We start from the raw sequence: 13,600 nt of genomic DNA, 5'->3' as shown, positions 1-13,600 counted from the left end.
CTGTGCCCTCCTGTAAACCTACGCTGCTTCCCTCTTTAATTTTTAGTCAGGAAGCCCGGATGCCCCGCCAGAATACCTGCCATATCCGGTCGACGTGGGTCCGGATTTGTTCTTTATTAAAATCGTAATAGCGGGTGTCAAAGTCGATGCCGCTAAGCAGGGTCAAATAGCTTTCCGCAATAAGATCATTGGCAAGCGATAGCTCCACCTCTCCTTTATCCTTGCCCTGCTGCACCACGGCTTCAATGTGCTGCTCCGCAGCACTGCCGTGATACACCACCAGCTCCTGCATCTGCGGGGCAAGTTCCGGCGGTGGAAAAAATAAAAACCGGTAATAAAACTGGCTGATCGTATATTCATCGTAATAAACTTCCGCCAGCCGGTATAATAGGGTTTTTAGCTGATTCTCCGTGGATTCTGTTTCCGATGCTTTTAACACACTGCGCACAACACCGTTGTATTCCAGCACCGCTTTTTTGACCGCAGCCAGAAATAAAGCTTCTTTATTCGTAAAATGAGCATACAGCGACGGCTTTTTTATGCCTATTTGCCCGGCGATTGCCGCAAGCGTTGTCCCTTCGTACCCCCGTTCGGTGAACAGCTTAAGACTTGTATGAAGAATGCGCTCGCGCGTTTCCATCGGACCAACACCTTTTTTGTATTCATTTCCTACCTAACGTTAGGTAAATTTAACATACACCTTATTATAATGCCAGCATCGTTTCAAAGAACGCATACACAAATAAAGCAACGCTCTTTTACAGAGCCTTGCTTTATTGTCAAATTTACAGTAGTAATCCTGATACAGTCTTTACAAACTACCTGTCTGCTCTATTAAGTCGTCCAACTGTTTTACGAGATCCCGGCGTTTTTCGCTGTCGCTGGCGTCCGGATGCGGGTCGCCGAAATCGCCGGCGTCATTGTCATAATACTTGCCGGAGGCATCCGCAAACGTATCCGACAGAGCCGCCTGATACAAAATATTCGCTCCGATGGTAATATCACTGCCTTCGACGCCGAACGCCCGTTTCACCATTTTACTTCCAAGCAGGGATCCCGGATTCACCGCCACCAACACCGGATCCACGCGGGGGGCGAGCTCCATCGTCCACATGGTGAGGGCGAGCTTGCTCTGGGCATAGGCTTCCCCGTCCTGGAGATGTTTGTTTCCTGAAAGAGCCTCCGAATCCACAGGCTTCTGCGCTGCAGAAGACAGGTTTACGACGCGTCCCGACTCATCCATCAGCGGAAGCAGCTCGTTTGTTAAAATATACGGGGCGAACGCATTCACCGCAAAGCGGATATCCAGGCCGTCTGCGGTGGCAGCGTCCGTGGCATTATAGACCCCGGCGTTATTGATAAGCACGTCCAAATGACTGTGCTTGTTCGTGACTCCCAGAGCCAGGCTTCTTACATCCGCCAGTTTGGACAGGTCTGCCACATACTGATCCGCCTGTTCATTGCCGAGCTCCTCTGCCACCTTTTCAAGCTTTTCCGCGCTGCGGCCATGAAGCAGCACCTCGTGGCCCTCGGCCATCAGCATTCTTGCCGTTTCCATACCGATTCCGTCGGTCGCTCCTGTAATTAAAATTTTCATCATAATCCCTCCAGTAGTATTTTATGAATCATCCATTGTTATTAAAATATTATCATGCCTGCCCTTCCCATTATTCCCTGGACGGCCTGAGTCAAACTAAGGCGCCCGGCTCATACTCTGTCTCGTTTTTCAGCGACGAGTATGTTATTATAAATAAAGAGTCATCAGATGACCATACTACTTAACGCTAACGCTTACACTTATGCACCTTTGAAGGAGGAAAAAACTATGAACCATAGCAACACCACCATGGATGTGATTCTTGTCGGCGCCGGCATCGTGAGCGCGACGCTCGCCACGCTTCTGAAAAAGCTGGAGCCGGAGTGGCGCATTACCATTTTTGAAAAGCTCGATTCCGCGGGACAGGAGAGCTCGAATGAATGGAACAACGCCGGCACCGGGCACGCGGCTCTCTGTGAGCTGAACTATACCCCTGAGCAGCCGGACGGCTCTCTTAAAACCGGGCGGGCGGTCGAAATTAATGAACAGTTTCAGATTTCACGACAGCTGTGGGCGCACCTCGTGGACCAGGGCGATCTTCAGAACCCCGAAGAGTTTATCCGTCCCCTGCCCCACATCAGCTTTGTGTACGGGCAGGATCACGTAAACTTTCTGAAGAAACGGTTCGAGGCCCTCGACGGCCATCCCCAGTTTCAGGGCATGGAGTTTTCCGAGGATCCCGGGCAAATCAGGCAGTGGATTCCGTTAATGATGGAGGGGCGTGACTCCGACGAGCCGATCGCAGCCACGAAGGTCGACCACGGCACCGATATTAATTTCGGGGAACTCACGCGCCAGATGCTTGCCAGCCTGGAAAAGCAAAGTAATGTCGAAATCCGATACAATCATTCTGTCGACGATATTGCCCAGCGACCAGACGGCACGTGGGAGGTGAAGGTCCGAAACCACCAGCAGGAAACGCTCGAGGAACATACGGCTTCCTTCGCCTTTATCGGCGCCGGCGGCGGGGCCCTGCCGTTGCTGCAGAAAACAGGCATTCCTGAAAGCAAGCATATCGGCGGATTTCCGATCAGCGGCGAGTTTCTTGTCTGTGATAATCCCGAGATTGTCCAAAAGCATCATTCCAAGGTATACGGCAAAGAACCGGAGGGCACGCCGCCGATGACGGTGCCGCACCTGGACCGGCGTCATATCGAAGGCAGGGATACGCTTCTGTACGGCCCGTTCGCCGGATTTACGCCCAAGTTTTTGAAGCAGGGATCGCCGATGGACCTGTTTGGTTCGGTCAAGCCGACAAACGTGCTGACGATGCTTGCAGCCGGCGCAAAGAATACCCCGCTGCTCAAGTACCTTGCCCAGCAGCTGAGCATGACCAAGGAACACCGGATGGAGGAGCTGCGAAACTTTGTGCCGGATGCGTCCAGTGAGGACTGGGAGCTTCTCGTCGCCGGCCAGCGCGTGCAGCTGATTGAGGATACCGAGGAGGGCGGCCGCGGTGCCCTGCAGTTTGGCACCAAGCTGATTCATGCCGAAGACCGCACAATGGCAGCGCTTCTCGGGGAATCACCGGGGGCTTCCGTGTCCGTGTCGATTATGCTTGAAGTACTCAACAAATGCTTCCCCGATCACCTCGAGGCGTGGGAGCCGAAGCTGAAGGAAATCATTCCGTCGTACGGTAAATCCCTTGAGGATAATCCCGAGCTGCTTGACATGGTGCATGATGCCACCTCGCGCACCCTTAAGTTAACGGCGCTTAAAGCATAAAAAAACCATTAATAGAATGACGACAGGAAGGAAGCACCAATGTGCCAAACGGCGCTTGATGCTTCCCTTATTTATGCGAAGGCCTTCTTCTCAGTCCTCCAGTTGACGCCGCTGGTAGGTGATGAAAACGACGCCCCACATGACCGCCGTCCAGCCGACAATCCATAGGAGCGGAGCCGTCACGTCGCCCCATGCCGCTCCCTGCTCCACCTGGCGGGCCATCTCCACCAGCTGGACGTTTGGCAGATATTCCAGCACGCCCGCTGCCTGGTAACGGTTGGCCATCTCTTCGATAATCTGTGAAAATCCGAAGATAAACATAATCGGAAGCAGAGCGACAGACGCCTGAACGACCGACGTCGCCAAGAGACCCAGTAACGTACCGAGCGCCAGGTAAAAACCGATCGACAGCACCAGCCCCGCCCCGACAATGCCTGCGTGAGCCGGCTCGTAGCCGGCGAGGAGAATACATACAAGCAGCGTCAATGCCGTAAACAGAAAGGTTAACACATTTTTGCCGGCCAGAATTTCCCACGGGGATGCCGGTGACAGCATCAGCCCCCGCAGGGTATGCTTTTCTTTTTCCTCGGCAATCAGCGCGGCCTGAACAAATGTCGCCACGAGCACCAGCGCGATGTTGATCGTTAAGTAATGAATCTCTATCGGCAGCTGGCCCTGCTGTCCGTAAAATAAAGCCAGGATGACCGGCGTTATTACAGTGGTCGTCACAAACAGATTTTTCGATAAATCTTTAACATCCTTCATAAAAATTGCATACATACGCTGCACGGCCATCATTGTTACACCAGCTCCTTTCCTGTTAAACGGACGAAAATGTCTCCCAGGGTCGGTTCCTGGGAATGGATCGCGGCCACCCGTTCGTCAGCCATATATTCGTACAGCTGACTGGCATACGCCGGGGTGTTCGCAAGCGTATGCACGTCCCCATTTGTGAGCTCCACCTCGATCATGCCCTCCGAATACCGGCGGCGCAGGTTTTTCGGGGTATCAACCTGCTGCAGACGCCCGTCATGGATGAAGGCCACCCGGTCGCAGAGCGTTTCCGCTTCCTGCATGTCATGGGTCGAAAGAAAAATCGTTGTTCCCCGTTCGTTTAATGCCCGAAGCCCCTGGTGAATATGCTGCACGTTGGCCGGGTCAAGCGCTGACGTCGGTTCGTCGAGCACGAGAAGCTCCGGTTCATGAAGCAAAGTCCGGGCGAGAACCGTCCGCTGCCTCATACCCTTGGACAGCTTAGCCACAGACCTGCGGCGTGCGTCCTGCAGGTTCACAAGCTCCAGTACATCCTGGATGCGCTGCCTCGGCACGTCGTACAGTTTCGCATAAAGGGCGAGGTTTTCCTCGATGCTCAGCCGCTGGTACAGGCCGCTGTTATCCGTCAGCACGCCAAACCGCCGGTAAAACCCGCCCGCGGCCCGCACCGGCAGAGACCGTCCAAAGACGCACACCTCGCCGTCGGTGGCCTCGAGCTGATTGGTGATCATTTTAATAGTGGTTGTTTTTCCGGAGCCGCTCGGGCCTAAAAAGCCGAAAATTTCGCCCGGCTGCACGTCGATATTCAGATCGGCGACGGCTACCTGATTGCCGTACATCTTGGATACGCCTTGAAGATGAAGAATCGGTTCCATTGTTGTGCCTCCTCCTATGTGATTGCTCTCAGCATACGAAGAAACGCGGTCTGGTGCATTATATTCCGGGTCAATGGAGCATATCCGGGCCCCAATGATGCATATAATGCTCTCAATGGAACACTTATTTGATGCCGATCATTGCCTTCAGCGCGGCCATTTTCGTTTTGGACAGCGGGATTTCCGCCTGGGAGGCATCATTTAATACGAGCGTATAGCTGTTGCGGGTCCAGGTCATAATTTCGCGCACATTCTGCAGATTTACAATATACGACCGGTGGCAGCGAAAAAAGCCGAACGGCTGCAGACGTTCCTCCAGCTCGGTGAGCGTGAATACCGCCGGAAAGGTTTCTCCCTGGACGTGAAGATGCACCTCGCCCTGCACGCTTTCAATAAAGTCAATTTCGGTGGGATGAAACAAAATTAATTTTTCATTCACGCGGCTTGGTATTTTATCAAACGGCAGCCCCGGCTCTTTATCCTCCACGTCTGCAGGTTCCTCCTCCTCGTTTTCCGTCTGCGTCGGCACCAAATGCAGCCCGGAGGATTCCAGGCGGTACACATTTTCTGCCAGCAGAACCGCACTTTCCATATTTCCCGTCAGCACAAGCACCGTGCTGCCTTCCTCCTGCAGGCGTTGAAACAGACGGGCGATGATGCGCCTCGTTTCCAGGTCCACGTTCTGGTCCGGCTCTTCGAACACACAAAGCGGCGCACGCTGGGCGCACAGGCGCACCAGTTTTAACCGCTGCTTTTCCGAGTGCGTCAGCTGTTTTACCGCTAAGTGTGCCCGCTCCTGCAGCTTCACTACCGAAAGCAGTTCAGCGACCGACCAGGAGGAAGCATACAGCTGCTGAAACAAACGCACCTGGTCCCGGACCCGGATACGCTCGTACAATCCGTCCTCCAGCCGGCACACTCCAACTTCCCGGGTAAACGACCGGCGCTTTTTAAGCGGGTCGCCGTTTACGATCGTCGCTCCCTCTGAAAGCACAGACCTGCCGAGAAATGCCTGAAGCAGCACCTCCCGGATGTGGGTATGTGTATAAACCGCAAGCACCGAGGGCCCAGTCACTTCCATTGTAAAAGCGGGAAACAGCGTGATCCCTTCGTTTTGTTTTTCCCATTGATGAAGTGATAGTGTAGCCAATTCACGTTCTCCTTTCGAAGGTTTCCGCCACCTCTTTTTGTTTAGTATACATAAAACGACCCTGATAGTGGTAGTGGTGATGTGTTTGGTTTTCCAGAGGCTTGCTTGTTATTACCCCGGAAATATATAAATAGGCTGCATATTTACAAAAATGTTAATACTCGGACGAGCAAAGGAAACTAACAATGAATGACGAAACAAAGTTTCCACGGCGGATTTCGGTTACAATAAATAAGACGCGATTAAATTTCAAGTAAAGGGAGTTTTGCCATATGAATATCCAACAGATCCGTAACGCTACGCTCATTGTCGAATACGCCGGCAAGAAGTTTTTAATTGACCCTTATTTAGGTGAAAAAGGGGCCTATCCGCCACTGCCGAATCCGGCTCCCCACGCCCCGGACGGTGACCGGAACAACCCGGTCACCGAGCTGCCGGTTTCGTTGCAGGAAATCACTGCAGGCATTGATGCGGTGATCGTCACGCACACCCACCCGGATCACTGGGACGAGACCGCAAAGGAAGCGCTGTCCAGGGACATTCCTTTGTTTACCCAGAATGCCGGTGAAGCGGAAACCATCCGGAACGAGGGCTTTCAGAACGTCGAGGTGCTGCACGAAGACACCGTCTTCGAAGGGATCAGCTTAAGCAAAACGAAGGGCGAGCACGGCCGCGGCGACATCCTTGAAATGACCGGACCGGTTTGCGGCGTTGTGTTCCGCCACGAATCAGAGCAGACGCTGTATGTGGCCGGTGACACCGTCTGGTACGAGGGCGTCCAGGAAGCGGTGAACCTTCACCAGCCGGATATTATTGTGGTCAATGCCGGAGACAACCAGTTTGCTGAGGGCGGTTCGCTCGTGATGGGCAAGGAAGACGTGTACGAATTGCAGCAGGCCGCCCCCGGGGCAAAGATTATCACCGTGCACATGGAAGCGGTCAACCACTGGACGTTATCGAAAAATGAATTAAAAACCTTTGCTGAAGAAAAAGGCATCTCAGCAAATCTTTGGGTGCCGGACGACGGGGAAATTTATCGTTTTTAAAGTGAATGCATGCCTGCTATATTATTAAAAAACAGAAGCCCCTGAGCATATTACATTTATGCAGGGGCTTCTTTATAGTATTTTATTCAGTCCTATTTTTAGGTTTGAAACAGTAAGCCTGCCTTACCTACTTATTTTCTTCACACCATCTTGTGATAAAATCAGCTATCGTGTGTGTCACGGTCTTTAAACTAGCAAGGTCGATGTACTCATTCGGGGCGTGCATATCGCCACCAACCGGCCCGTAGCAAGTAGCGGGAATATTAAACTCTCCAAATGCCCGCAAATCCGTCGTAGCCGTAAAAGGAAGATGCTCTACTTTTTCGTTAGTAACAGAAACATGTGAAGCAGCCATTTCCTGCATAATCTCTTCGTCTTTTGAAATAGAATAGCCTGGAGCAGCAAAACCGAAAAACGTAATTTCCGGAGGTGTTGTTTTTAGCCACTCATCTTCATTGGCTGCATCCAGCAGCCACTGCTCCACCTCTTTTTGTACCGTTTCCGGCGCAGTACCTGGATAAAATCCCACTCTCGCTTCAAACGTGCATTCCGTGGGTACGCTGGAAGCCCAATCTCCACCCTTGACTGCACCAACATTTACGTTAAGCGGGTGAGGGTGCTTTTCAAAGTCCTGGTGCTTAGGACGACTATTAATGTGCTCGCGGTATTCCATAAGTGACTCCATGAGCCTGGACGCCTTCATGATCGCATTTTGCGCACTTTCTGCACGCTCTACGTGAGCTCCGGCGCCTTTTACTGTTACACGCAGCCACAAGACACCCAGCTGGGAATTAATAAGCCGTAAATGGGTAGGTTCAGGTATCAAGGCCCCGTCCGCCGTATAGCCTTTATCCAATAATGCGAGCGCTCCGTTCCCAGTACATTCCTCTTCGATGACGCTATGAATCTGCAGATCTGCTCCAAGCTCCACTTCTGCCTTACGCAGGGCTTTAACCGCAAATACGATCGCTGCAAAGCCGCCTTTCATATCAAGCAGGCCTCTGCCATACATATTGTTCCCTTTTATAACAGGAGAATAAGGATCGTTGTCCCACTGGTCTTTCGGCCCGGCACTGACCACATCCAAATGGCTTTGCAGTATCAGGCTTTTACCTTTCTTCGGCCCTGGACTTTTCCATACTCCTGCGACTACCGGCCTGTTTTCGTATGACCATTCCGGCTCTCCAAAATTTTCGTATTTTCTCAGCTGCTCCGGCTCGACTTTCACCGCTTCTGTTTCAAGCCCCATCTCTTCCAAATAATTATAGATGAAGGCCTGTACTTCTTTTTCATTTCCCAATGTGCTGGGGAAGCTTCCGATAGTCTGCAAAAATAGTTTTTCTTCGTCCCATAATTCTTCTAGTTTCTCTTCGATTAGTTCTCTATTAATACTCATTTCTTGTTCACCCCACTACTCATTAGCTAATTCAAGAACCGTATGATATAACACATTGGCGCCCTTTACAATATCGTCATCCTCTGTCAGCTCCGATGGTACGTGGCTCTTACCATTAACACTCTGAAGAAAGATCATCGCTGTCGGCCCGAGATTGTTTACATATTTAGCATCATGACCGGCGCCGCTCAGCATTCTTTTTGAAGAATAATGGAGATTTTCTGCATTTTTTTCAATGACGTTGGTAATGTGTTTATCAAAATTAGTTTTGCCCGTGTCCCACAGTTCCTCTATATCTATTTTCACACCTCTTTTTTGGCAAACCTCACGGATACAGCTTTTTGCTTCCTGTACTGCTTCGCTTCGCTTTTGATCGTCAGCACTCCGGACGTCAATGGTGAAAACAGCTTTACCTGGAATACAATTGACTGTGTCCGGGGAAACAGAAATTTTTCCTACAGTAACTGTTACCCCTGCTTGAATGGCTTTCGACTCCAACTGGGTCATAATTTCGGCAGCGGCCATTAACGCATCTTTTCGTAAATGCATTGGCGTGGGGCCTGCGTGATCCGCTTCTCCGGAAAGAGCGGCTTCCAGCCAACTAATTCCCTGTACGCCTTCTACGATTCCAATCTGTTTGTTTTCGTCTTCAAGAATCGGTCCCTGTTCAATATGAAGTTCCACAAAAGAGTAAAACTCCTTTATCCTGTTTTCCTTTGTGCCGTGATAGCCGATCTTCTTTAGTTCATCCAAAAAGCTGAAGCCGTCATGATCCTGCCGGCTGTGAACATAATCCTGATCAAACACACCTGTTATTCCGCCGGATCCGAGCATGGGAGGTTCAAACCTTGCTCCTTCTTCGTTAGTAAAATTGACTATTTCGATTGGTCTCTCTGTGTTTGCCCCATTATCATTTAAGGAATGGATTACTTCGAGGGCAAGCAGAACTCCAAGCACGCCATCAAATCGCCCTCCCTCCGGTTGGGAATCCAGGTGAGATCCAAGGACCACTGGTGGAAGATCTTTCTTTCCCTCCCGTCGTCCGTACATATTTCCAAAGTCATCAACCCTTACCGTAAGTCCGGCTTCTTCACACCAAGCTTTGAATATATTTCTCATCTCTTTATCTTCAGCAGAAAGAGCTAATCTTCGCAGTCCTTTTCCGGGTATTGCTCCCGTTTCTGAACTTTTGGCCAGCATTCGAAACAATCTTGCTTCATTAATTTTATTCAGCGTCTCCATTTCCTATATCACCTCTTAGATTCTACAGACCAAGTTTAATGAAGAAATATCCCCATACTACAACAGATATCACAGTAAACAGGACTGAAATTTGAATCACCTGTTTATACTGTTTTTTTATTTTTTGAAGACCGCCTGGCTGTGCTAACAGCTCCTGGATTGTTTGCTTTGCCATACTCGTGTTTTTCATTTCCCCATAATAATTTAGTTCATGCGTGTTCGGCTTCGTTAACAAAGCTGTAACAACAAGTGAAACTATCGAAACTAAAAGCGCCAGCATTAATTCATCTATGCCGGTAGGCAAGGTCATTACACCGCCTCTTATGAGTTCCCCGAATACTATAAATGAGGCTGTTCCTGACACCATGCTGATAGATGCAGCCTTACTGTTCATTTTCTTCCATTCGAAGGATGCTACTATAGTTGGCAGCCAGCCTACAGCAAAAATGGAACCAGCATAAATAGAAATCCAATAAATTGCTGAAGGCCGGGAAATAGCTATAGCACAAATGACTACTGCTACAATAAGCTGGCCGATTCTCGCTGCGTTAAGACTCTGCTTTTCGTTAACTTTTTTCTCGAAGAGTCTTTCATAGAGGTCTCTGGATAAAGCAAAACCTACCAGCACAAACAGCGTAGAAGCCGTAGACATGATAGAAGCCATAAGTGCTGCAAGCCCTATACCAGCAATGGCCGGCGGAGTGAACTCCATAAATCCGACGATCATCGCGTTATCAGTAGGTGTAATATTTGGCTCAAGCACTTGCATACCGCCTGCAGCGATAAAGACTGTCAGCTGCATAAAAGGAGCAAAAAATACGCCGATAATGGCAGCTTTCAAAATAACAAAATCGTTTTTAGCCGGAAATACCCGGGACACCAGTGCTGGCATGCACGTAAAGAATAAGATCCAGACAAGGAATTGAGAAATGGACCATCCAATAGATCTTTCTTCTGTGCCCCCGATAGTCCAATAGTTCGGTAAGGTTTCCGACAGGCCTTTCATTTGCTCAAATCCGGCCTGGCCGATAATTAACGGAGCAATGATGACAGAGATGGCGAGCATCGTGAAAAACATGAGGGTATCAGTTACTACCACCCCGTACATACCACCGAATGCAGTGAAGGCAATTAAAGCTACTGTAAAAAGTACGATAAGCACCTGAAAGTTGATGCCGGTGACTTCACTGAGCACCAGTCCTGCTCCAATGAATTGAATCACACCATATCCAATAAGTCCGACAATCATAATAATAATAGCAATTACACTAACCCATTTATTGTTGAAACGTTTATCAAAAAAGTCCGGCATCGTCTTACACTTTAAGGCTTTCATTCTTCTTCCCACATAGACGACAGCAAGTAAGGTGCCAATCCAGGCGCCAAAGGAACCAAGTGCAGCGATAACCAAAGGCCCCTCCGCATAAGATTGCCCGGCAATACCCAGCAGGGTCGCAGCACTCAGATATGTAGCAGCCAGAGTGCCGACAATTAATATCGTTGATCCTCTCCCTCCCATCGTATAAAAATCATCACTGTTTTTGACGAAACGGGAAACGATGGCCCCAACGACCACATAAAGTAATAAAACGACTGCAAATATAGTTACCGCCATATGTAATCCCCCTGCTAATATCTGTTATTATTTTCTTTCTTTTCAGAATTATTGCTTTTCTCTTCCTCTTCTTTTTTTCCATTTCCTTGATCACAGGAAGATATTGCTTTCTTAAAATAGCGATTACTACAATCGAAGAAACAACAGTTACTAGTGTGGCGTTTATAAATAATATTAAAACTTCAACTAAAGGAGTGTTTGCAAGCTCCAATTGCCCATATACATATTTCACTTCCATCGCTCCCTGCTCCCCTTCACTCCTTGTAAGCATCAACAGTCACTGTCCAGATTCAAGGTTTATTTTTACTTATTTTGTTCCTGCATGGCAGGAGGTGGCCGAACCAAAGCAGAATCAAGTAAAAACCGGGAAAGGAGAATGATGCATGGCTAACAGAAAGGTGATACCCGTCCGGAAAAAAGTCCCCTCCCCCTCTTTCGGTCACGTCCGCCGCTTCGTCCCCGCCGCAGCCGTTCTGTCCGTAATAGTGATCAGCGGATGTTCGTCAGAGGAGGAAGGCGAAAATGAAAGCGCGCCCCCGGAGGAGGAAACCGAGACCAATGAAAACGAGGAAGCTTTGGAAGAAGAATCCGGGCCGTCCAATGAACCTGCCACTGATTACGGGGTGAGCGCCGGGCACCCGGAGGCGGTCGAAGCCGGCATGGAGGTGCTTGATAATGGAGGAAACGCAGCCGATGCCGCTGTCGCAGCCGCCTATGCGGTCTCGGTGGTCGAACCATTTGCTTCCGGGATCGGCGGAGGCGGATCCGTGTTGATCCAGGAGCAGGGAGAAGCTCCGCAGGCGTATGATTACCGTGAAGTCGTGCCAGAAGGCGGCATCCCCTCCTCTGACATCGGCGTGCCCGGCTTTACCGCCGGCATGAACAAATTCCACACCGACCACGGCACGGCAGAGTGGGAGGAGCTGCTGGACCCTGCCGTGACGCTCGCTGACAGCTCGGAGGTCTCCGGGCTGTTTGCAGACCAGCTCGAATCGGGAGAAAGCAGGCTCCCTGTCAGTGAACTGAGTCATTTCTATCCGGACGGCGAGCCTCTAGAAGCAGGCTCTACCGTAGAACAGGAGGAACTCGCCGACACCCTGCGCGATATCCGTGACAACGGAAGTGACACTTTATATGAAGGAGAGGCCGGGCAGTCGCTCGCGTCTCAAATCGAAGACATAGACACCGCTTCGCTTGAAGCGTTTGAGGTGAGCCAGAACGACCCGTCCGTCGGAACATACGCAGGATATGACATCATCGGTGCTGCCCCTCCCCTCCCCGGCATTAGCGTTATTCAGATGCTGCAGATGCTTGAGGAAAAGAACAGTATGGAAGCCGGACGGGAGAGCACGGCCTTTATCCACGATACCGCCATGTCCTGGAGACTTGCCTCCCAGTTTATTGAAACGGACTACGGCGATCCGAATTTTGTCGATGTGCCGGTGGATGAACTGACGGATCCGGCACGTAACGCGGAGCTGGCTGCGGAAATTTCCGGTGACAGCCTTATCTCCGAGGAGGAAGCCTCCTCCTACACGGGAGACCCCAACACGACCCATATTACAGTTGTTGACGAGGACGGAACGTTTGTATCGATGACCAATACGCTCACCAACTTCTGGGGCTCCGGGGAATATGCCGACGGCTATTTTCTGAACAACCAGATGGACCGGTTTGATATTGGCGAGGGAAGCGTCAACGAACCGGAGCCGGGCCGGCGCTCGGTGACCTGGTCGTCTCCGATGCTTGTGGCCAATGACGACGGGCCGGTGCTTGGCATCGGCAGCCCGGGCGGCGAACGGATCCCGATTATGCTTGCCCAGGTGATTTCCGACTGGGCGGTAAATGATGCGAGTCTCGAGGAAGCCGTTGAAGCCCCGCGCTTTCATCTGGATGGTGACGATCTGGTGATGGAAGAGCCGCCTGACACGGAGCAGCGTGAGGAGCTGCTTGCGATTGGGTACGAGGATATACGTGAACAGCCGACGCCGCTCTACTTCGGGTCGATTCAGGCGTTAGCCCTGGATCAGGAGACCGGGGCGCTGTCCGGGGCCAGAGACCCGAGGCGGGAAGCAGACTGGCAGAGCAGTGCTTCGGAGTAAATAAGGCCTGCCGGGCTTTTGGCTCTTTCATTTATGCCTGATTTTACCGCTCTCAGGTTTTACCCCAATCATTTCTGT

General features: G+C 50.8%; 12 protein-coding genes. 3 read left to right on the top strand and 9 right to left on the bottom strand.

Annotated elements, in window-relative coordinates:
- Positions 1–46: 46 nt before the first annotated feature.
- Together ACTTK7_RS10360 and ACTTK7_RS10355 are read right to left on the bottom strand one after the other, a co-directional pair.
- Positions 47–640, bottom strand: coding sequence for a TetR/AcrR family transcriptional regulator (locus ACTTK7_RS10360; protein ID WP_462867969.1), 594 nt, complete (start codon positions 638–640; stop codon positions 47–49).
- Between the two features lie 171 nt (positions 641–811).
- Positions 812–1,597, bottom strand: a complete 786-nt coding sequence (locus tag ACTTK7_RS10355; RefSeq protein WP_462867967.1) for an SDR family NAD(P)-dependent oxidoreductase — start codon at positions 1,595–1,597, stop codon at positions 812–814.
- Positions 1,598–1,765: 168 nt separating this feature from the next.
- Here ACTTK7_RS10355 and mqo point away from each other — a divergent pair, with 168 nt between their 5' ends.
- Positions 1,766–3,322 carry a malate dehydrogenase (quinone) gene (mqo, locus tag ACTTK7_RS10350; RefSeq protein WP_462867966.1) on the top strand — a complete coding sequence of 519 codons (1,557 nt, stop codon included), beginning with the start codon at positions 1,766–1,768 and terminating at the stop codon, positions 3,320–3,322.
- A gap of 90 nt (positions 3,323–3,412) precedes the next feature.
- On the opposite strand, the gene ACTTK7_RS10345 is transcribed toward mqo, so the two are convergent.
- The 3 genes from ACTTK7_RS10345 to ACTTK7_RS10335 form a co-directional block, all read right to left on the bottom strand.
- Entirely contained in the window at positions 3,413–4,120 is a 708-nt protein-coding gene (locus ACTTK7_RS10345; protein ID WP_462867964.1) for an ABC transporter permease, read from the bottom strand.
- A gap of 2 nt (positions 4,121–4,122) precedes the next feature.
- Positions 4,123–4,971, bottom strand: a complete 849-nt coding sequence (locus tag ACTTK7_RS10340; protein ID WP_462867962.1) for an ABC transporter ATP-binding protein — start codon at positions 4,969–4,971, stop codon at positions 4,123–4,125.
- Between the two features lie 124 nt (positions 4,972–5,095).
- Positions 5,096–6,121 (bottom strand): LytTR family transcriptional regulator DNA-binding domain-containing protein, encoded by a 1,026-nt coding sequence (locus ACTTK7_RS10335; RefSeq protein ID WP_462867960.1) that lies wholly within the window; start codon positions 6,119–6,121, stop codon positions 5,096–5,098.
- Between the two features lie 272 nt (positions 6,122–6,393).
- Between ACTTK7_RS10335 and ACTTK7_RS10330 the strand changes: the two genes are divergently transcribed.
- Positions 6,394–7,167, top strand: coding sequence for an MBL fold metallo-hydrolase (locus tag ACTTK7_RS10330; protein WP_462867958.1), 774 nt, complete (start codon positions 6,394–6,396; stop codon positions 7,165–7,167).
- Between the two features lie 127 nt (positions 7,168–7,294).
- On the opposite strand, the gene ACTTK7_RS10325 is transcribed toward ACTTK7_RS10330, so the two are convergent.
- The 4 genes from ACTTK7_RS10325 to ACTTK7_RS10310 are packed head-to-tail and all read right to left on the bottom strand — an operon-like array spanning position 7,295 to position 11,658.
- Positions 7,295–8,563, bottom strand: coding sequence for an ArgE/DapE family deacylase (locus ACTTK7_RS10325; RefSeq protein WP_462867956.1), 1,269 nt, complete (start codon positions 8,561–8,563; stop codon positions 7,295–7,297).
- A gap of 15 nt (positions 8,564–8,578) precedes the next feature.
- A complete protein-coding gene (locus tag ACTTK7_RS10320; protein WP_462867955.1) occupies positions 8,579–9,805 on the bottom strand; it encodes an allantoate amidohydrolase in 1,227 nt (408 codons plus the stop codon).
- 22 nt (positions 9,806–9,827) lie between these two features.
- Positions 9,828–11,420 carry a sodium:solute symporter family protein gene (locus ACTTK7_RS10315; RefSeq protein ID WP_462867953.1) on the bottom strand — a complete coding sequence of 531 codons (1,593 nt, stop codon included), beginning with the start codon at positions 11,418–11,420 and terminating at the stop codon, positions 9,828–9,830.
- Complete coding sequence (locus tag ACTTK7_RS10310) at positions 11,338–11,658, bottom strand: hypothetical protein (protein WP_462867951.1); 321 nt, start codon at positions 11,656–11,658, stop codon at positions 11,338–11,340. Before ACTTK7_RS10310 ends, ACTTK7_RS10315 begins: the two co-directional genes overlap by 83 nt.
- A gap of 145 nt (positions 11,659–11,803) precedes the next feature.
- Between ACTTK7_RS10310 and ACTTK7_RS10305 the strand changes: the two genes are divergently transcribed.
- Entirely contained in the window at positions 11,804–13,522 is a 1,719-nt protein-coding gene (locus ACTTK7_RS10305) for a gamma-glutamyltransferase family protein (RefSeq protein ID WP_462867949.1), read from the top strand.
- The last annotated feature ends 78 nt before the right edge of the window (positions 13,523–13,600 follow it).

The organism is Marinococcus tarijensis, assembly GCF_054971385.1.
The sequence above is the reverse complement of the archived record's forward strand: the minus strand, read 5'-3'. Positions and strand labels throughout refer to the sequence as shown.

Excerpts from the sequence above, each read along its gene's own strand:
- ACTTK7_RS10360 (WP_462867969.1), bottom strand. The coding sequence starts at position 640 with ATGGAAACGCGCGAGCGCATTCTTCATACAAGTCTTAAGCTGTTCACC.
- ACTTK7_RS10355 (WP_462867967.1), bottom strand. The coding sequence starts at position 1,597 with ATGAAAATTTTAATTACAGGAGCGACCGACGGAATCGGTATGGAAACG.
- mqo (WP_462867966.1), top strand. The coding sequence starts at position 1,766 with ATGACCATACTACTTAACGCTAACGCTTACACTTATGCACCTTTGAAG.
- ACTTK7_RS10345 (WP_462867964.1), bottom strand. The coding sequence starts at position 4,120 with ATGATGGCCGTGCAGCGTATGTATGCAATTTTTATGAAGGATGTTAAA.
- ACTTK7_RS10340 (WP_462867962.1), bottom strand. The coding sequence starts at position 4,971 with ATGGAACCGATTCTTCATCTTCAAGGCGTATCCAAGATGTACGGCAAT.
- ACTTK7_RS10330 (WP_462867958.1), top strand. The coding sequence starts at position 6,394 with ATGAATATCCAACAGATCCGTAACGCTACGCTCATTGTCGAATACGCC.
- ACTTK7_RS10325 (WP_462867956.1), bottom strand. The coding sequence starts at position 8,563 with ATGAGTATTAATAGAGAACTAATCGAAGAGAAACTAGAAGAATTATGG.
- ACTTK7_RS10320 (WP_462867955.1), bottom strand. The coding sequence starts at position 9,805 with ATGGAGACGCTGAATAAAATTAATGAAGCAAGATTGTTTCGAATGCTG.
- ACTTK7_RS10315 (WP_462867953.1), bottom strand. The coding sequence starts at position 11,420 with ATGGCGGTAACTATATTTGCAGTCGTTTTATTACTTTATGTGGTCGTT.
- ACTTK7_RS10310 (WP_462867951.1), bottom strand. The coding sequence starts at position 11,658 with ATGGAAGTGAAATATGTATATGGGCAATTGGAGCTTGCAAACACTCCT.
- ACTTK7_RS10305 (WP_462867949.1), top strand. The coding sequence starts at position 11,804 with ATGGCTAACAGAAAGGTGATACCCGTCCGGAAAAAAGTCCCCTCCCCC.